The sequence below is a fragment of the Bacillus sp. MT(2024) genome (genome assembly GCF_036362845.1).
Lineage (GTDB): Bacteria > Bacillota > Bacilli > Bacillales > Bacillaceae > Bacillus > Bacillus velezensis.
This window is the reverse complement of sequence record NZ_CP143632.1, coordinates 2,141,764-2,159,867: the sequence shown is the minus strand read 5'-3', so window position 1 is coordinate 2,159,867 and position 18,104 is coordinate 2,141,764. Positions and strand designations below refer to the sequence as shown.

Sequence of the window (18,104 nt, the reverse complement as noted above, 5' to 3'; positions counted from 1 at the left end):
TGGAGGGATTATATCGTAAACGAATATCATTGTTCGGACGGTGATGACTCGAAACTTGGTTTAGACATGCAATGAAATGCCTGATGCCGAAGTGCAACTGCAGAATGGGCGCTGAGGGGGAGTGTCTTGTGCACCGATCCTTACAAAAGAGAGTAAAAGAAGGGAAAGCCCCTTCTTCTAATTAATCCATCCTTCAAAAGTTGCGCGATAGAACCCTTCGATTATCTCTACTTTCTTAAGGTAATAAGTAACACCATTTTTAACAGTTGTATTTGGGATATCCCATCTATGAAGGTAATCCATTGTAAAAGAATCTTTGGTCGCTTGTGTCGAAAATTTTGTTTGAGTTGAGTCGCTATTTGTATTGCCAGGGCTGGATGCAAAAGCAGGGGCAGCGGAAACGAGTAAAGTGAGAGACAAGGCAGAACCAGTTAAAACTTTTTTTAATTTCATTTTAAACACTCCTTTGTTTTTAATACACTTGTATTATTACATGAAATACAAAAATAACCAAGGGGTTTTTTGTTAATATTTTGTGAGCGTAGCGTGAATTTTGTTAGGGGAGTGGATGGCAAAAGGGATACTGATAAGTATATAGAGAAAAGAGTTGATTATTGCTGGCCTCTGGTGAACTGCGACCTTTGAGTGAGTGTTTGCTTTAGCTATTCCAGCGCTTTTCCAACGGGAAAGGTGTGATATGAAATTTAAAACTGAAACAATTGTACAAAAGTAAAAACTTTATTTAAAATGTTATAAATACTAATTTTCAATATAGGAGGTTATCTGGTGGCAGAAAAAAAAAGCTTTAATCATTGTGGATGTACAAATAGCTTTCGATGATAAAAATTGGGGAGAACGAAATAACGTAAAAGCGGAAGAAAACATTAGTAAAATACTGAAATTATGGAGAGAAAAAGGATGGACAGTCATATACATACAACATATTTCTGATAAACCTGGTTCTTTATTTTATCCAAAAAATGAGGGGGTTGCTATAAAGGAAATCGTTAAACCTATGGATAAAGAAGTCATTATAACCAAGAAAGTAAACAGCAGCTTTATCGGGACTAATCTAGAAGAGATTTTAAAATCAAATGATATAACAACTGTCGTAATAACTGGTTTGACTACGCCCCATTGTGTTTCAACAACTACAAGAATGAGCGGTAATTTAGGATTTGATACCTACCTGATTTCAGATGCAACGGCAGCCTTCGGGATGAGAGACCAAAATGATACATATTATGATGCAGAGACTATTCACAATATATCTCTGGCTACATTGCATGATGAATTTGCCACAATATTAACGACTGATCAATTAATCAATGATTTTATAAAAACAAACTGATTAACATTATGGCTAAGGCCGGCGGTGGGTATAGGCGGCTGAAAAGCATATTCAGGCGCATACAAGGACCTCGTCGGAAAAAAGGCATCTGCTTCAGATGCTTTTTTGTTTCTTATAAACCGATTTCGGTAAAAAATGATCGGCGGTTAACGGTCTGGATCCGGCTTCGGTTTTGAATAACAAAAGGTTTTACTAATCAGCGAATTATTCAAGATTTTTTGGCTTGTGCTGAGTCTGATGTCTTTTGATTTCCTCAAATAGATTGGCTTGACCCTCTGTTTGAGATGGAGACTCATTGTTAAGGAATTTTGGATCGATCACATTTTTAAGATCTTTGATGGTTAAAGGCTTACAGTCATCTTTTAATTCGTAGCCTAATTGTCCATTAGCTTCTAAAGTGGCATATTTAATTGTGTTTATTTTTGAAATGCCAAGAAGCCTTAGACGCATTTCGAGTTGATCTGCTGTCAGTCTCAGCTTCTTTAAGTTTTCTATATTGAGTTGGCCGTCTTCTATATCGAATTTAGATTTTCGGGTTAAAAAATTCAATCCAGTTTACTTTTACTTGAAACCATTCCATCAAAATTAAAGCACTAAAAGGATAGACGCAGTGATTAATGTTTTCAATAAACTAGTTTCTAAAATGGGATGAACGATCGATTGAAATCATCACCATTGTCTGTGCGATGGTCATTTGTGCAATGGATTTTCTCCCTGAAATTCTCAGTAAAATCATTCCGAATGCAATTATAATTAATTCTTCCCAAGCAAATCTCATGTTATCACCCTGGATGGTGTTTTATCAAAAATAAAAGAGCAAGTAAGAGGTTTCTTAACGTTAGCTGGGGAACTCAGGCGTCGATAAAATGTTCCGGATTGATAGAGTTGAGACTCGGCTTTTGGATAGACACGCGGGAGAGAATTTTAGATTATGTGTTTTTGCGTCTAAAAGCAGAAACGTACGACTGATAATGATCATCGGATGTAATAAAATTACGCACCTAGGTGCTATATGTTGATCAATTATAAAATGGAGTGAAACTAAAAAAGGGGCAAAGCCCCCTTATATTAGCAGCTTTTTAGTTGTTACTTAAGACAATCATTCCGCCGTCATGAAAAATCAGCTTTTGTAGACGGCTGTCCAAGTGCCATCAGCACCATGGAAGGTGATGTTGTCTAAATAATAGGTGATTCCATTCTGGTAAATTGAAGTAGGATAATCAGGGCCAGAACCATTAAGTATGAACGTCGCCAAAGCAGATACTTCCTTCGTTTTGCTTTCTGCAGAAGGTGTATCAGCAGGACCTGCGGCAAAAGCAGGGGCGGCAGAACAGAGTAAAGCAAGTGATAGGGCTGAGCCGGCTAAAGCTTTTTTCATTTTCATTGCAAACACTCCTTTTCTTTTTTTAATACAATTGTATTATTACATATTATGTTAAACATGTACATGCCTATCTTTGTTAATTTTTTGTGAACAAACAGATAATCTATTTAAACGCAGAGATGTAATAAGTATGATGATGAAGCAATTATCATCTATAAAAATAAGAACAGGAAGTGGCTGATTTTCTCGAAAATCATCTGCTCTTGCGAAATGAGGAGTTACATGACATTTACGGAACGGGCGGTAGCCATTATCAAACAGATTCCTGAAGGAAAAGTGATGACGTACGGTCAAATTGCCGGTCTTGCGGGAAGTCCGCGGGGAGCGAGGCAGGTTGTGCGGATTCTTCACTCCATGAGTAAAAAGCATCGTCTTCCTTGGCACAGGGTCATCAATGCAAAGGGTGAAATCGGATTAAGAGATGAAGAGATGTTTTCTGTACAGAAGCTGTCTCTTGAAGCTGAGGGGGTAGCGGTCACGTCAGACGGACGGATCGATCTCAATTTATACGTCCATGATCCGAATATGTAAAAAACCTGCCGTATATATCGGCAGGTTTTTCAGTTATATGCTGCGAGCCGGCCAGAAAGGTTTTGCCGGATATAAGGCCATTCCTCCCGAAGGATGGAGTAGTAGGCGGTATCTCTGAGGCCGCCGTCGACAGCCGGAATATGCGCGCGGCGGATTCCTTCAAATTGGGCACCGATCCGCAAAATCGCAGTTCGTGAGCGCTGGTTGCGAACATCGGTTTTCAGCGTCACCCTGACAGCTTGCCACGCGTCAAACGCATGGGTCAGCAACAGAAGTTTACATTCCGTATTGACACCGGTCCGCTGTACGGCAGAGGCATACCATGTGCTGCCGATCTCACACACTTCCGGGGCTGCGTCCGCCGGCCGCGTAAACACTTCCGCATCCATAAACCGCGTGCTTCCGACGATTCGCTCTGTTTCAAGACTCCGTACTGCAAATGGCAATGCAAGTCCTTTTTCATAATCGGAAAGCGCACGTTCAATATAACGCTTTGTTTCTTCGATTCCGTCAGGAACATGGGTGTAAGCGTAAGTCGCCCTATTTTCTGAAGCAGCTTCACAAAGTGCCTGAGTGTGATCAATCGTCATCGGCTCTAACTGAACGAGTGACCCTTTAAGAATGACGGGCTTCAGCATTCTTATCACAACCTTTTTTTATGAATGGATCAAGTATAGTCGAACGGTTTATCATTCAAAAGGGCCAATTTTAAATTAAAATGGCATGTCAGTGAAATCCTCGATTCAAACTTATGCATACATTCAGGAAAAAAGCGGAAACCTTTATGTGAAGAGGTGATGGGCATGGCATATGTGTTATCGGTCGGAACGAGCATTCCGGAATATCATGTCTCGCAAGAAACGGCGGCAGATTTTGCGAGAGGGATGTTTGCCGATTCATTTAAGGATATTGACCGGCTGTTAAAAGCCTTTCAAAACGGCGAAATTGAATCAAGGCAGTTTGTCCGGCCGATTGAATGGTATAAAACGGCGCGGGGTTTTTCAGAAAAGAACCGGCTGTATACGGAAGAAACCGTTAAGCACAGTGCAGATGCGGCACTTGATTGTTTAACAAACCCGGATTGTTTAACAAATCCCTTCCCATGTGAAAAAGTGGATGCGATCTTTTTTATTTCCAGCACCGGGCTTTCGACACCCAGCATTGAAGCGAAAGTGATGAATCAGCTGCCGTTTTCTGCGAAAACAAAACGGATACCGATCTGGGGCTTAGGATGCGCGGGCGGAGCGGCCGGCCTGTCCAGGGCGTACGAATACTGCCGCGCATATCCTGAAACATACGTGCTTGTCATCGCGGCTGAACTCTGCGCTTAACGTTTCAGCCGAACGACAAGTCAAAAAGCAACTTAATCGGAACTTCCCTGTTTGCGGACGGAATTGCCGCAGTACTAATCGGAGGGGAAAAGGCGAACCGAAACGACGTCAAACAGCCGCTTCTTCCGCGGATATTTGCCACTCAATCGGTGATGATGCCGGATGCGGAAGATGTGATGGGCTGGGAATTCACCGACAGCGGTTTTCAAGTCATTTTTTCAAGAGATATTCCCACCCTGGTTTCACAGTGGCTGAAGGACAATGTTGATGAATTTTTATTAGAATATGGTGTCGGTCCTCACGACATTAAAACCTTTCTTGCCCATCCAGGCGGGAAAAAGGTCATTGACGCCTATTTAACGAGTCTTTCAATGGACACCGGTCAGCTTCAGGCATCTCGGAAGGTGCTGCAAAAACACGGCAACATGTCTTCCGCAACTATTTTTCACGTGATAAAAGAACAGTTGCTCCGCGGCCGGCAGAAAGAAAACGAAAAAGGGCTGATCGGCGCTCTCGGGCCGGGATTTTCGTCTGAGCTTTTGCTGTTCAGCTGGGAAAAGGGGGCTTCTTAATGTTTTGGCTGTTTATCATGCTGCTTGCGGCCCAGCGGATTGCGGAGATGATCGTGGCCCGTCGCAATGAACAGAAGGTGAAAAAGCAAGGCGCAGTCGAATACGGAGAAGGACATTATCCCTTTCTCGTCCTGATGCACGTGCTCTTCTTTGTCTCTCTTACAGCTGAGGTGGCGGCGTTTCAAAAAACGCTTTCTCCAAGGTGGGCCGCCATTATATGTATTATTTTATTTGTACAGGGGATCAGGTATTGGGCTCTATTATCATTAGGGCGGTATTGGAATACGAAAATTCTTGTCGTGCCGGATGCGGAGCTTGTCAGAAAGGGGCCGTACAGGTGGATGAAACACCCGAACTACATGGTCGTCATCTTAGAATTTATTTTTCTGCCGCTGTTATACGGAGCGTATTGGACACTATTTCTCTTTTCGATTCTCAATGCCTGCATGCTCACTGTGAGGATTCGCGCCGAAGAGAAAGCGCTAGAAGAAAACACCGCAAAATAGAGATTGAAAATCATTCTCACTCATGATAAGATGTAAATATGAAAATGATTCTCATTCAAGGTGGTGCCGAAAATGACAATGTTATTTTTATTTGCAGCCGTTTGTACATACAGTGTTTTAATTGGTTTCGTATTGAAAAAAGTTTCGAATAAATCGATGTCTTCTTAAACATCTGCGGTTTTTAATGCCGCGGGTGTTTTTTTTATCAGCTGCCGATATCGGCGGCTTTTTTACGTTTCCTGAAGAAAAGTGGGCCATTCTTGTGTAAAATGGGGGAGAGGTTTTTTTCAGAGCTTTCTAAAAATGAAAACGTCATTTGATGCGACAGACACAAAGGGGTAAAGACACATGACAGAAGAAGAACGCCATAACAGGGAGATTTTCAGCAGAACGGGTGCCTTATACGCACAATTTTTAGATCATCAGGATGAAAAACGGGCCGATCAGCTCGCAGCCATTATGAAAAAAGCGGCTGATGAAGAGGTTTATATCGCGTTTACCGGGCATTATTCGGCCGGAAAGTCCTCTTTATTAAACACATTGCTCGGTGAAGACATACTGCCGACAAGCCCGATTCCCACAAGCGCCAACCTCGTTGTCATCCGCCACGGTGAAGATAAAGTCGTGCTTCATACGACGGACGGGGCTTATGCAGAAATTAAAGGAAGTTACGATAAAAACAAGTGCAGAATTCTGTAAAGACGGTGAGCAAATTGAAACGGTGGAAGTCTATGCCGGCTTTAAGGAGTCAGAGCCTTATGCGGCCTACATTGACACACCGGGAATTGATTCGACGGACGAAGCGCATTTTTTATCGGCGGCTTCGGTTCTCCATCAGGCTGACGCTTTATTTTACGTCGTTCATTATAATCACGTTCATTCAGAAGAAAATATGCTATTTCTCAGCTCCATCAAAGACCGTATTCCGAATTTGTTTCTGATCGTCAACCAAATTGACAGGCATGATGAAACCGAAACGAAGTTTGAAGAGTACCGCAGGCAGGTGGAAGATATGCTTGAAGGCGCGGGAATACCGAAAGAATCGCTTTTCTTTACGTCTGTCACTGAGCCTGACCATCCTTTAAACGGCATGGAACAGCTGAAAAAACATCTGCAGAAGCTGAAACAGCAGGCAAAATCAAATTTATGGTCCTTAACGGAGAGAAAAGTCGCACACTTAGTCAAAGAGCATACAGAGATGCTCGTAAAAGAAGATAAAAACGGCAGCGGAGAGCAGTTTGACAAACAAGAAGCACTTGTCCGTTCTGTTGAAGATGAGCTTAAAAAAGCCGTTCAACAGGCTGAAACAGCAGAGAAAGACATCAGAAAAGACGTGCAGAACATATTGCAGAACGCTAATCTGACACCTTTTGAGATGAGGGAGCTTGCATCTGCTTATATTGAATCACAGCAGCCCTCATTTAAAACCGGATTATTCTTTTCAAAAGCGAAAACGGCTCAGGAGAAGAGAGAAGGCATGCTGAATTTTTGCCGATATTAAAAAGAACGGAAGGGGAAGCGGATTGGCATATTATCGACACATTTACGAAAGCGGCCAAGCGGTATGAAGCGGATTCGGACGAACTGATCAAGAAAATCCAGGCGTACCGCACACCGCTTTCTGATGATATCACCGCTCAGGCCATTAAGCAGGGAGCGGCCTTTTCATCTGAATACGTATTAACTTATACGAAAGACCTCGCTGAGATGATCAGAAGGGAAGCCAAAAGACAAACAGCGGAACTCATTGAGGAGCTGACCGCTTATATTCAGGCAAAAAACGGACCGCTCATTGAGAACTTGAAAAACCGGCTCGAAAAAGAAAAGAAGATAAGGGATGAGCTCGCGCAATCGGCAAAAGAAGAACGCAATGCCTTGGAAAAAGCAGCCCGAGTCCGCGCTTTGTGGGAAGAAGAATTGACCTGTGATACGGGAAGCGGCGACTGGTATACGCGAAAAAAACGTCTTGCAAACGCGCCCGTCCAAAAGAGAAACCAAAAGAGACTGTACAGTATGAAGTAAACAAGCCCGAAAAAAATGCGATGAAGGAACTCCCTATAAAAGAGCAGACTGATCGGTTCTATGAGCTTGCCGGGATTCTTGAATCCTCGAGCATATTAGGAAAACAGGCAGAAGCCTTTCGAAGCAGGATTGAGCGGCTTGAAAACCGCCAGTTTACCTTGGCGTTATTCGGCGGATTCAGTTCCGGTAAATCATCATTTGCAAATGCGCTTGTCGGTGAATACGTGCTTCCGTCATCACCGACGCCCGCAACGGCTACGATCAACAAAATAACGAAACCGCAAGCCGGCAAACCGCATAAATCTGCGGAGATCGTTTTTAAGACGGAGGAGGATCTGGACGCTGAAATGCTTCAGCTGACTGAGCTGAAAGACGCTGATGTAAAGGGGCGTTCACTGAAAGAGAGATGGAATTATGCCATTAAAAGGAAAAGTTCCGGATGAACTTATCCCGGTGATTCGGACGATGCTGCAGGCGTTTGATACGTATGAAGAACAGATCCGTCAAAGGCAGACACTGACGGTGCCGGTTGAAGATTTAAAACCGTATGCAGCGGAAGAAAAAACGGCCTGCTGCGTAAAAGAAGTCACCGTGTATTATGATTCGCCTCTCACGCAAAAAGGCATCACCATTGTTGATACGCCGGGAGCAAGCAGTATAAACAAGCGCCATACGGAACTTGCCTTTCAATATATAAAAGATGCTGACGCGTTCTTTTATATGACGTACTATCAGCATTCTTTTTCAAAAGGAGACAGGTCTTTTCTGAAGAAACTCGGCCTCGTCAAAGAATCATTCGGCATGGACAAAATGTTTTTTGTCATTAACGCCGCCGATCTGGCCAAAACCGAAAGCGAGCTGGAAACCGTCAAAGACTATGTCCGCTCAGAACTCTCAAAAGAGGGAATTAACCGGCCGAAATTATATCATGTCTCAAGTAAAGAAGAGCTTGCGGGTAAAAAAGCAGCTTTTTATAACAGGTTCTCTGATGTAAGAACCGGACTTGAGCACTTTATTGAGGAAGATGTAATGAGGGCCAGCTGCGCCCAGCTGAAAACAGAGGCGGACAAATTGTGCGATATGGTGGAACAGCTTCACGAATCTCTTCACCAGTCGGCAGAAGAAAAAGAGAAAAAGAAACAGCGTCTGGAGTCTTCCTATGAAAAAGCTCTCGCTGACATTTCAAAGCGCCGTACGTCTGAGGTCATCATTCGAAAAGTGATGAAAGATACGGAAGAGCAGCTCTATCATATTAAACATCGCCTGACGTTTTATGCGAATGATATGCTGAAAACCGCCTTCCATCCGGGTCTTCAAAACGGTGATTGGAAACAAAATATATCAGCGGCGCTGAATGAAGCGCTCAAGGAATTCCGTTTTGAATATATTCAAGAGCTGAAAACGCTCGATATCCGGATGACCGGTTTTATTGAGCGCCATATGACTGAGGAATGGATGGAAAACTGTCAGAAGAAGCTTATGGAAGACGGAGATTTCTCTATTTATGTGAGCGCCGAAAACGAATTTGCCGTTCAGCTGAAAGAGGTCGCTCCGGTCATTGACGTCTCGGCATTCACACATCACATAAAAGAAGTTAAATCGCCGAAGCAGTTTTTGAACAGAACGGAAAAGAGCGTTTGTGGAAGGGCTCAGGCTCAGCCTGCAAAAGTGACAGAAAAGTGGCTTGAGCAGGAGAAAGAAAGCCTTTCAGAGCGATATACTGAGCAGGTGCGCCGTCTGCAAGAAGACATGGCGGATAAAAGCCTGTCCCAGATCCGCGAGCGGGACACTTATTACAAGGTCTTGCGGAAAATACGAGTGCAAGGGAAATTGAACACCTTTACGAGGCCGAAAAAGCATGGAAAAAGAAAGATGAAATGCTAAAAATTTAAAAATCCGGTTGGCGGGCAGATAACAGTCGTGGTAGACTAAAATGAAAAAAGCGAGATGAAACCTTTTATGTCAGAAGTCCATAAAGCAATTTCAGCACATTCCGCAAAACAGCATCAGCACGTCAAAACATTTGTACAGCTTGACTATGAGCGTGAACAGGCCATTGAAGAAGCCATTGTAAAATGCAGACAGAATGAACCGTTCACGACAGATGCCATTAATGGCATCACCGCAAAAATGAACCAGCTGGCGAAAAAGGGCATCGTGCCGCAAAGACGATTCGTAAGTGAAGAGATGGTGAAAGAATTCGTCAGCAGACAGTAATGGATGAACCTGCCGCGTGTGTCATCAGCGCTTGCTGTACATACTATCCGTATCTTCTCTAAAGGGGGATATGACCATGGGCAGAACAAAACTGGGAAACAGAAATGCTCAGCAGAATAACAATGCCAAAAAGAAAAACGGTTTCGGACAGAAATTTGATTCCTATGCCGGCCGTGAAGCTGAAAAGCTGATGGAAAGCAATAAAAGACACGGTGAGTAACGTGAGGGCAGCATCTTCCAAATGGGGGGATGCTGTTTTTTTACCGCCTTCTTTGGTAAAATAGGAACATTGAATAAAAAAAGGAGTTTCGATATATGAATAACAAATTACTGCTCGTTGACGGCATGGCGCTTTTGTTCCGCTCGTTTTTCGCGACGGCCGTTCATCGCAATTTTATGATAAATGAAAACGGAATCCCGACAAACGGCGTCAACGGTTTTTTAAAGCATCTCATTACGGCGGTTGATACGTTTCAGCCCACACATGTTGTCTGCTGCTGGGATATGGGAAGCAAAACGTACCGCAATGATTTGTTTCAAGATTATAAGGCCAACAGAAGCGAACCGCCGCTTGAGCTGATTCCGCAATTTGAGTTAGCGAAAGAAGCAGCGCGAGAGCTCGGGTTTTTAAACATCGGTATAAAAGGCTATGAGGCGGATGACTGTATCGGTACGCTTTCTGCCCTATTTGCCGGGGAAGCGGAAATTACGATTGTAACGGGCGATAAAGATCTGCTTCAATTGCTGAATGAACAAGTTCAAGTAGCGCTGCTGCAAAAGGGTATCGGCAATTATAAGGTATATACAGATGAGATATTCAGAGAAGAAACGGGAGTTCCGCCAAAAGCGCTGATTGACATTAAGGCGCTGATGGGAGACACGAGCGATAACTATCCCGGCGTTAAAGGGATCGGGGAAAAAACGGCGTACAAGCTGATCCGTGAATACGAAAACATAGAACGGTTATTAGAAAGCCTCGCTCTCTTGCCGAAGGGCCAGCAAACGAAAATTCAGCAAAGCTTGAAAGAATTGGAGCTGTCAAGGCAGCTTGCTGAAATACATTGCGAGGTGCCGTTAGTCTGTACGCTTGAAGAAGCACTTTTTTCATTGAAGATGGAGGAAGCATCCTTAATGCTCAGACGCCATCAGATAAAAGGAATTGAAAGAATGCTCGAAAAGCTGAACGCCAGAGAGATCAGCTGATCCCTCTAGCGTTTTGTATTGCTTTTTTTTGCGTTGTTTTCAAGGGCTGATTTCGGGTCTTTATGCGCATTTCCTTCCATATTTCCCTGAGGATTCACGCCCCCGGTCAGCCGGCCTTTATTTTCTTTTCTCACAGCTGTTCACCTCATTTGTAGGATGAACAGTGAGACGCAATTTCATTCCGGTTATTTATTCAGCCGAATCGCTTTTTTTGCGAGCTGATCGGCTGTTTGGTTTTGTCTGCCGGGAATCCACTTAATGAAAAACAATGGAAATCCGGCCTTTAAGCGGATGATTTCGTCAACAAACGGCTGGAAAGCCTTGTTTTTAACCGCTTCAAGTTCCGCGGCCCGCTCCACGATATCTGAATCCGTCCGGAATGACACGGACTCAAATCGGCGGGCGGCACACAGCTTCATTCCTTCAATTAAAGCGAGAAATTCAGCTTCCTGATTTGAATGGTCGCCGATCGGAATTGAGAAAGATTCTGTTTTCCCGTCATGTTTAATAAAAATACCGATACCGGACGGGCCCGGGTTTCCGGCGCTTGCACCGTCCACGTAAATTTCAGCGGGCATCATCCGTCACTCTCCCTTCGGTGTCATTCGTTTTGCCGCATACGCATAAGGGACAGAAATGAGTGATACCGCAAATTTAATCAGATAAGTCGAAATAAAGATGCTGAACCAGACGCCCGCGGAATAAACGCCGAGAAAGGCCACGGCAGTGAAGATAAATGTATCCAGCAGCTGGCTGAGGGCCGTGCTTCCGCTGTTTCTGAGCCAGAGAAGCCTGTCTGAAGGAAAGATTCTCCGAATGGCTGAATATACATAAACATCTATCGTTTGGCTGAAAATAAAAGCCAAGAGGCTTCCGAGCGCAACACGCGGCAGAAAACCGAAAATCGTCTCAAGGGCAGGCTGTGCGATATCTGACGCAGCCGGTTTATATAAAAGAGCCCCCTGCATGGCGCATGTCAAAGCGAGCAGAGTGGAAAAGCCGAGCCAGACGGCTTTGCGCGCTTCCCGGGGACCGTATTTTTCGTTCAGCACATCCGTTGCGAAGAAAACGGTGCCGTACATGATATTTCCCAGTGTTGCCGTGAGCCCGAACAGCTCAACTGTTTTGACAACCTGCAAGTTGGCGCACACCGTGGCGAAACCGATCCATACGAATAGGCCCGTTTTGCCAAATCCTTTATAAAACAGAAGAACAATGATAAAATGAATGACCGCAAATAAGATCCATAACACATCGTTAAACAAAACCTGCTGACTTCCTTTCAATTTGAGAATGGTTTGATTATAGCACACGCCCGTCAACTAATGAATGGTAAGGTGATTTCAATGAATCTTAAGCCGTATATCGAAATAGAAGCAAAAGGAACAGGCCCTGTCGCGTTTTTTTCCGAAGATTGGATGACCGTTCCGAAAGCGCGCATGCTTGCAAGAGAAGTCAGCCGCTTTCCTTATATAAAAGACATTTATTTTGAGGATGAAAAAGGCGCGAGCTGGACGCTTAAAGAATTAGAAAAGCTTACTGAAGAACTTGCGTACGAACCTGACGACATTACAGTATATTTCGACGGCGGCTTTGACAAAACAAGCGGACGCGCAGGACTCGGAATTGTCGTGTATTATTCTCTCGGCGGCAAGCGGCATCGCATACGGAAAAACAAAAGCTTAACGCTTCAGACGAACAATGAGGCGGAATATGCCGCTTTGTACGAAGCGCTTAAGGAAGTGCAGGAACTTGGCGCAAGCAGAAATTCAATCACGATAAGAGGGGATTCCCTCGTCGTTTTGCATCAGCTTGACGGCAGCTGGCCGTGTTATGATGAAACGCAAAACGAATGGCTGGATAAAATTGAAGCGCTGCTCGAATCCTTAAAGCTGACACCGACATATGAAGCCGTAAACCGAAAGGAAAATCAAGAAGCGGATGACCTTGCCAGAAAAATTCTCTCGGACCGGCAAATTGAAAGCCGCATAACATTAGAAGGTAACGGAGATGACTGATATTGGATAAAAAAAGCATTTATAAAGAATTGACAGAGCTTCAGGATGAATATTGCAAAGACTGTTTCGTAAAAAAGCATTTCCGCAAAGAGTTTGGAAAAACGCACGCTCATTCTTTCTGCATCAACCAATGCACGGTGGGGGAGAAGCTGAAAGCCTACGGCAAGGTGCTGACAAATCAATAAAAATAAAACCGCGACTTCTGCGGTTTTATTTTCGAATTCATCAAGCTGATGCTGGCAATCGTCGAGAAGCATTCGCGCTTTTGCAGAAAATCCTGGTCGAGAGCTTGCAGTTCACTGGATTGTGACATCGTTCTGGCATCCTGAATCGCTTGGTAAGCAGATTCCACCAAAGTTGAATTTTGGCCCCGGGTAGCCGCTCCCGTTGTTTTCTGGGCAGTTTCCACTGCTAATTCAAGCTGGCGTTTATCCGTCAGTCCGTTTGGAAAAAATTCAGAGTCCATTAAAAAACACCTCCGCAAATAGTTTGGAGATTTTTTTTAGAAATATGTACGGAAAATAGAAAAAAATATAGAAAATAAGCCGATATAACTATTGAACCTGATTAATTAGGGCTTTTTTACTATTATTCAGGGTATCTTGGGAGAGAAGGGAAAAACCAGCCGTGAATGATAATGATTTAAAAACAATCCTTCAGCAGACATTTAAAGAAATATACGGTGATTTGGGAAGTTTGGCGGAAATGGCAAAAAGGAATGCCGTCAAAGGAGAAGCAAATTGAAGAAATCGAGCAGCGCTGTAAGCAGAATCTTGTCGCAATTGAGATTCAGACGGCAATCAAATAGGAGAGGCATACGCCTCTCCTCTATTTGTCATCTGATCAACATGTATTGAGTTTAGAGTTTTACAACATTAGAAGCTTGAGGTCCACGATTACCTTCGACAATTTCAAAAGAAACTTCTTGTCCTTCTTCTAATGATTTGTATCCTTCTCCTTCGATAGCAGTGAAGTGAACAAATACGTCGTCTCCGCCTTCAACTTCGATGAAGCCGAATCCTTTTTCGTTATTGAACCATTTTACTTTACCGTTTTGCATATTGCTTAATTCCTCCTAGTACTGTAGCACCTTCGTGCTAAAAAAAATTTTGTCATCATCCAACCGTACGTATGTAAACGTTGTTAAATGATGGTTCAACTATACACCATATGGGAGCGGGCGTCAAGCGGCCGCTCCCTATTTTTTATCTTTATTTTTCCAGTAACAAAGCTTAACCGGAAAAAAACAAAAAGCACACGAATCGTTCGTGTGCTTTTCTTTTACGATAATGCCATATCCGCCTTCCCGGCCATCATTTCAGATTCTTTTATAATGTCCTGCAAAATGACTTCAGAAGAATTGGGGAGGTGAAGGCTTTTAATATTGTCCTTCATCCGGTTCAGCTTCTCCTCATCCGCAAGAAGGGAGGTGACAGACTCTAAAATTTCTTCGTGGCGGTTGACCACGACAGCCGCACCGCGATCTTCAAAGAAAATGGCGTTTTCTTTTTCCTGTCCGGGAACCGGTTTGTACAAAATAACGGGTACTCCGATCGCCGTCGCTTCCGTCAGTGTGATGCCGCCTGGTTTTGTGATCATGCAGTCCGTAATACGGAACAGCTCGTCAATTCTTTCTACATAGCCCAGCACTTTCAGCCGGTCGGCATTGTCACCTTCCAAGCTGCTGAGGGATTCTTTCAGCGAGCTGTTTTTGCCGCATACCACCACAACCTGCACCTGATCGTCATGAACGAGATTTTCGCACAGTTCTTTTACGTTTTTCAGCACACCATGCGCTCCAGCCATAATAAGAAGAACTTTTTTGTCGGGAGAGAGATTGTATTTTTTATAAATCGGCTCTTTCGGCATCGATTCCTCGAATTGAGGCCTGATGGGAATGCCCGTGATCTTTACGTTGTTCGGGTGAGTGCCGATTTCAATCAGTTTTTCCTTCACGTAATCTGTGGCGACATAATATTTATCAACATTTTCATGAACCCAGATTTTGTGAAGGCAGAAATCGGTCATAACGTTGAACGTCGGGATCACTTTTCCGGTTCTCCGTCTGTATTCCGGTACGACAATCATCGGAAATGTATTGATAATAATGTCCGGCTTATGCTCTTCGACGAGCTGGCCTAAACGTTTATTTCCATTTTAAAATAAATATTGAATTTGCGTTTATTATAGATTTTGTCAACTCCGTAATAAAACAAACGATAAAACTGTTTCCCGATTGAGAAGCTTTTTAAATAAAGGTATTGAGTAACCTCTGAAACAATCGGATTTGACTCTTGATACAAATTGGAAACCGTCACATCTAAGCCGAGACGCAGACATTGTTCGTAGAGCGTTTTGGCCACTTGAACATGCCGTTTCCGTAATTTGCAGTCAAAATTAATACTTTTTTATTGGTATTCAAGTAAATTCACCTCAATGTAATCAACAACAAGCAAGCTTCATGCATCGTAAGGAGTTATTGTCTATAGATAAACATAACACAAGTGCATCATTTTATAATAAGCGCGGCAACATATTTAAACTAAATTTAATTGATATGTTCCATTATTTTAAAGTTTTGTTATACGCATACTGAATCAAGAGTATTTTATCATATTTTTGTCACCGTATCACTCAAAACAAAAATTAATCCCATTCATACGGGGTTTCTTGATATACGTAATAATTCAGCCAATTCATAAACAATAACGTTGCATGAGCTTTCCAGCGGTTAACAGGTTCTTTCCCGCCGGGCGCAAAATAGTGCTTAGGAGCTTCTACGTTTGAAAGATTTCTCTCTATGTCTCTCTCATACTCCTGAAGCAGCGTATCGGTATCATATTCCGGATGACCCGTTAAGAAAATCTGTTTTTCGTCTTTTGAAACGATTAAACAGACCCCCGCTTCCTCTGAAACGCTGAGCACATCCAGATCCGAAGCCGATTGCAGCTGCTCCGTATTAATATCTGTATGCCGTGAGTGGGGCACATAGTATAGCTCGTCAAATCCTCTTACCAATCTCTCATGTTTTTTAAGAACGGTATGCTCAAACACACCGAAGATTTTTTTCGGCAGCTCCACTTTCTCAATGCCGTAATGATAGTATAAACCGGCTTGAGCGCCCCAGCAGATATGGAGTGTTGAAGTGACGTTCGTTTTGCTCCATTCCATGATTTCCTTCAATTCTTCCCAGTAAGAAACATCTTCAAACGGCAGGTGCTCAATCGGAGCCCCGGTAATAATCATTCCGTCAAACCGTTTGTGGCGGATGCTGGAAAAATCCGTATAAAATTCATCCAGATCTGCCTTGCCGTATTTTTGGAGTATGTGTGCTCGGAATTAAGAACGTAAAGTGAACTTGTAAAGGTGAATTCCCAAGCATCCTGAGGAGCTGGGTTTCCGTTTGGATTTTTTTCGGCATCAGATTTAAAATCACGATCTTCTGCGGCCGGATATCCTGATGAAAAGCCCGGCTTTCATCCATTACAAAGATGTGTTCACTTTCAAGCACCTGCTTAGCGGGCAGGTGATTTGGTATATTAATAGGCAACATGCCACCTCCGTTATTCCCCGTTAATTTTCTTCATTATAGAAATTTTTAAGCCATTTTTCAATCCATCCCGGCGCAATAAACCGCATTTAACGCATAATGACAGGGATAAAAGCGGTAAATGGACATAAATTCGGAGCGGCTCTTTATTATGACGGGTAAAGAGCCGTTTGGTTCCTCGAAAAATACGTTTTCCGTTAAGTGGAAGGAAAAAGCGGTTACCGTTTGTTTTGCAGTGTAAAACAGGTAAAATAAATGAAGAATGTAAAAAGGAGGGCCGCAGATGACAATTTACGATATAAACGTACGGACCATAACAGGCGAAGACATGACGCTATCGGCTTATAGAGGCAAGGTGATGATCATTGTGAATACAGCAAGCAAATGCGGGTTTACATCCCAGCTCAAGCAGCTTCAGGAGCTCTATGATACATATCGGGAGGAAGGTCTTGAAATATTGGGATTTCCCTGCAACCAATTCATGAACCAAGAACCTGGAAACGAAGCGGAAATTCAAGAGTTCTGTGTGAAAAACTACGGAGTCACATTCCCGATGTTTGCGAAAGTTGATGTCAATGGAGCAGACGCTCATCCTCTCTTCACATATCTGACGGAGCAGGCGAAGGGGATGCTCGGCACAAAAGCGGTCAAATGGAATTTCACTAAGTTTATCGTGGACCGAAACGGTGAAGTCACCGGGCGTTTTCACCGAACGTCAACCCAAAAGAGCTTGAAGATACGGTGCAGAGGCTTTTGGCCCAATAAGAGGTGATACGGTGAACGAAAAAGAGCAGCTGGAAAGCGCCAGGAATTGGGTCAGAGAAAAGCTTATCAATGAACGTACAGGCCATGACTGGCTTCATATTTCCCGGGTCGCAGCACTTTCTGTTTATATGGCAAAAGAAGAAGGCGCCGACTTATTTATCACTGAGACGGCCGCGCTGGTTCATGATCTGATTGACGCCAAGCTCGAAAAAGCGAAAGGCTGACGGCAGGCGAAGTGACGGCTGGCTGCTTTCAACATTGCGGCTGGCTCCATTGAGGAGATCGCGGATATCATCACGAGAATGTCATTCAGACACAGGGAACTGCTGATAAAGCGGCCGCTTTCATTGGAGGAAAGTTGTTCAGGATGCAGACATGCTTGATGCGATCGGCGCGGCGGGCATCGGCAGGGCTTTATGTTTGCCGGCGCGAAGGGTCACCCGATGTACGGAACTCAAACAAGTGTGCTGGCCCATATAGAGGATAAATTAATCAAGCTTAAAGGCTTAATGAATACAAAAGCGGGAGCCGGTTTAGCAGAGGAGCGGCATCAATTTCTTTGCAGTTCGCCGCCCGTATCAAAAAGAGGCCGGCATCGGCAAAAGCTAAGCGGCGCAATAGAACGCTTGTGCCGACTATGTTAGAATAAGTGTC

General features: G+C 43.6%; 16 protein-coding genes and 10 pseudogenes. 14 read left to right on the top strand and 12 right to left on the bottom strand.

Annotated elements, in window-relative coordinates; translation table 11 throughout:
- Nucleotides 1–177: 177 nt before the first annotated feature.
- Nucleotides 178–453, bottom strand: coding sequence for a hypothetical protein (locus VP472_RS10505; protein WP_070082007.1), 276 nt, complete (start codon nt 451–453; stop codon nt 178–180).
- A 328-nt stretch (nt 454–781) separates the two neighbouring features.
- Here VP472_RS10505 and VP472_RS10500 point away from each other — a divergent pair, with 328 nt between their 5' ends.
- Nucleotides 782–1,351 carry a cysteine hydrolase family protein gene (locus VP472_RS10500; RefSeq protein WP_330731221.1) on the top strand — a complete coding sequence of 190 codons (570 nt, stop codon included), beginning with the start codon at nt 782–784 and terminating at the stop codon, nt 1,349–1,351.
- 204 nt (nt 1,352–1,555) lie between these two features.
- On the opposite strand, the pseudogene VP472_RS10495 reads toward VP472_RS10500, so the two are convergent.
- Nucleotides 1,556–2,129, bottom strand: a pseudogene (locus tag VP472_RS10495) (DUF421 domain-containing protein).
- A gap of 342 nt (nt 2,130–2,471) precedes the next feature.
- Nucleotides 2,472–2,735, bottom strand: a complete 264-nt coding sequence (locus VP472_RS10490) for a hypothetical protein (protein WP_031378986.1) — start codon at nt 2,733–2,735, stop codon at nt 2,472–2,474.
- Nucleotides 2,736–2,957: 222 nt separating this feature from the next.
- On the opposite strand from VP472_RS10490, the gene VP472_RS10485 reads away from it, so the two are divergent.
- Nucleotides 2,958–3,266 (top strand): MGMT family protein, encoded by a 309-nt coding sequence (locus tag VP472_RS10485; RefSeq protein WP_014305272.1) that lies wholly within the window; start codon nt 2,958–2,960, stop codon nt 3,264–3,266.
- A 29-nt stretch (nt 3,267–3,295) separates the two neighbouring features.
- On the opposite strand, the gene VP472_RS10480 is transcribed toward VP472_RS10485, so the two are convergent.
- Entirely contained in the window at nt 3,296–3,904 is a 609-nt protein-coding gene (locus VP472_RS10480; protein WP_014305271.1) for a GNAT family N-acetyltransferase, read from the bottom strand.
- 165 nt (nt 3,905–4,069) lie between these two features.
- Between VP472_RS10480 and VP472_RS10475 the strand changes: the two are divergent.
- The 7 genes and pseudogenes from VP472_RS10475 (at nt 4,070) to VP472_RS10445 (ending at nt 11,117) form a co-directional block, all read left to right on the top strand.
- A pseudogene (locus VP472_RS10475) lies at nt 4,070–5,169 on the top strand (type III polyketide synthase).
- Nucleotides 5,169–5,675, top strand: a complete 507-nt coding sequence (locus VP472_RS10470; protein ID WP_031378989.1) for an isoprenylcysteine carboxyl methyltransferase family protein — start codon at nt 5,169–5,171, stop codon at nt 5,673–5,675. The pseudogene VP472_RS10475 and the gene VP472_RS10470 overlap by 1 nt, the downstream one beginning before the upstream one ends.
- A 72-nt stretch (nt 5,676–5,747) precedes the next feature.
- Nucleotides 5,748–5,843, top strand: a complete 96-nt coding sequence (gene fbpC, locus VP472_RS10465) for a Fur-regulated basic protein FbpC (protein WP_025284905.1) — start codon at nt 5,748–5,750, stop codon at nt 5,841–5,843.
- Between the two features lie 180 nt (nt 5,844–6,023).
- Nucleotides 6,024–9,589 (top strand): annotated as a pseudogene (locus VP472_RS10460) (dynamin family protein).
- A gap of 67 nt (nt 9,590–9,656) precedes the next feature.
- A complete protein-coding gene (locus VP472_RS10455; RefSeq protein WP_031378990.1) occupies nt 9,657–9,914 on the top strand; it encodes a YpbS family protein in 258 nt (85 codons plus the stop codon).
- 76 nt (nt 9,915–9,990) lie between these two features.
- Nucleotides 9,991–10,134 (top strand): hypothetical protein, encoded by a 144-nt coding sequence (locus tag VP472_RS10450; RefSeq protein WP_017418007.1) that lies wholly within the window; start codon nt 9,991–9,993, stop codon nt 10,132–10,134.
- A gap of 95 nt (nt 10,135–10,229) precedes the next feature.
- The gene (locus tag VP472_RS10445; protein WP_146277056.1) at nt 10,230–11,117 is read left to right on the top strand and encodes a 5'-3' exonuclease; all 888 of its coding nucleotides are present in this window, start codon (nt 10,230–10,232) and stop codon (nt 11,115–11,117) included.
- Between the two features lie 5 nt (nt 11,118–11,122).
- Here the strand turns inward: VP472_RS10445 and sspL are convergent, their stop codons facing one another.
- The 3 genes from sspL to VP472_RS10430 are packed head-to-tail and all read right to left on the bottom strand — an operon-like array spanning nt 11,123 to nt 12,382.
- Nucleotides 11,123–11,251: a small, acid-soluble spore protein L gene (gene sspL / locus VP472_RS10440; protein WP_003153575.1), complete on the bottom strand. Its 129-nt coding sequence runs from the start codon at nt 11,249–11,251 to the stop codon at nt 11,123–11,125.
- A gap of 51 nt (nt 11,252–11,302) precedes the next feature.
- Nucleotides 11,303–11,695, bottom strand: a complete 393-nt coding sequence (locus VP472_RS10435) for a reverse transcriptase-like protein (protein ID WP_077723166.1) — start codon at nt 11,693–11,695, stop codon at nt 11,303–11,305.
- Nucleotides 11,696–11,701: 6 nt separating this feature from the next.
- On the bottom strand, nt 11,702–12,382 hold the full coding sequence (locus tag VP472_RS10430; RefSeq protein WP_077722490.1) for a queuosine precursor transporter: 681 nt from the start codon (nt 12,380–12,382) through the stop codon (nt 11,702–11,704).
- Nucleotides 12,383–12,463: 81 nt separating this feature from the next.
- On the opposite strand from VP472_RS10430, the gene VP472_RS10425 reads away from it, so the two are divergent.
- Together VP472_RS10425 and VP472_RS10420 are read left to right on the top strand one after the other, a co-directional pair.
- Nucleotides 12,464–13,135 carry a ribonuclease H family protein gene (locus tag VP472_RS10425; RefSeq protein ID WP_077722489.1) on the top strand — a complete coding sequence of 224 codons (672 nt, stop codon included), beginning with the start codon at nt 12,464–12,466 and terminating at the stop codon, nt 13,133–13,135.
- Between the two features lie 2 nt (nt 13,136–13,137).
- Nucleotides 13,138–13,320 carry a zinc-finger domain-containing protein gene (locus VP472_RS10420; RefSeq protein WP_003153581.1) on the top strand — a complete coding sequence of 61 codons (183 nt, stop codon included), beginning with the start codon at nt 13,138–13,140 and terminating at the stop codon, nt 13,318–13,320.
- 30 nt (nt 13,321–13,350) lie between these two features.
- Here the strand turns inward: VP472_RS10420 and VP472_RS10415 are convergent.
- Nucleotides 13,351–13,601: pseudogene (locus tag VP472_RS10415) on the bottom strand (DUF2564 family protein); the annotation flags it as partial.
- Between the two features lie 161 nt (nt 13,602–13,762).
- Between VP472_RS10415 and VP472_RS10410 the strand changes: the two are divergent.
- Nucleotides 13,763–13,943, top strand: a pseudogene (locus VP472_RS10410) (hypothetical protein).
- A 51-nt stretch (nt 13,944–13,994) separates the two neighbouring features.
- Here VP472_RS10410 and cspD read toward each other — a convergent pair.
- From cspD to metA, 4 genes and pseudogenes are all read right to left on the bottom strand, one after another.
- Complete coding sequence (gene cspD / locus VP472_RS10405; protein WP_003153604.1) at nt 13,995–14,195, bottom strand: cold-shock protein CspD; 201 nt, start codon at nt 14,193–14,195, stop codon at nt 13,995–13,997.
- A gap of 15 nt (nt 14,196–14,210) precedes the next feature.
- Nucleotides 14,211–14,322 (bottom strand): annotated as a pseudogene (locus tag VP472_RS10400) (hypothetical protein); the annotation flags it as partial.
- Between the two features lie 94 nt (nt 14,323–14,416).
- Nucleotides 14,417–15,557 (bottom strand): annotated as a pseudogene (locus VP472_RS10395) (diglucosyl diacylglycerol synthase).
- A gap of 224 nt (nt 15,558–15,781) precedes the next feature.
- Nucleotides 15,782–16,685: pseudogene (gene metA, locus VP472_RS10390) on the bottom strand (homoserine O-acetyltransferase MetA).
- Between the two features lie 283 nt (nt 16,686–16,968).
- Here metA and VP472_RS10385 point away from each other — a divergent pair.
- Together VP472_RS10385 and VP472_RS10380 are read left to right on the top strand one after the other, a co-directional pair.
- Nucleotides 16,969–17,450 (top strand): annotated as a pseudogene (locus VP472_RS10385) (glutathione peroxidase).
- 11 nt (nt 17,451–17,461) lie between these two features.
- Nucleotides 17,462–18,094 (top strand): annotated as a pseudogene (locus VP472_RS10380) (HD domain-containing protein).
- Nucleotides 18,095–18,104: the final 10 nt, after the last annotated feature.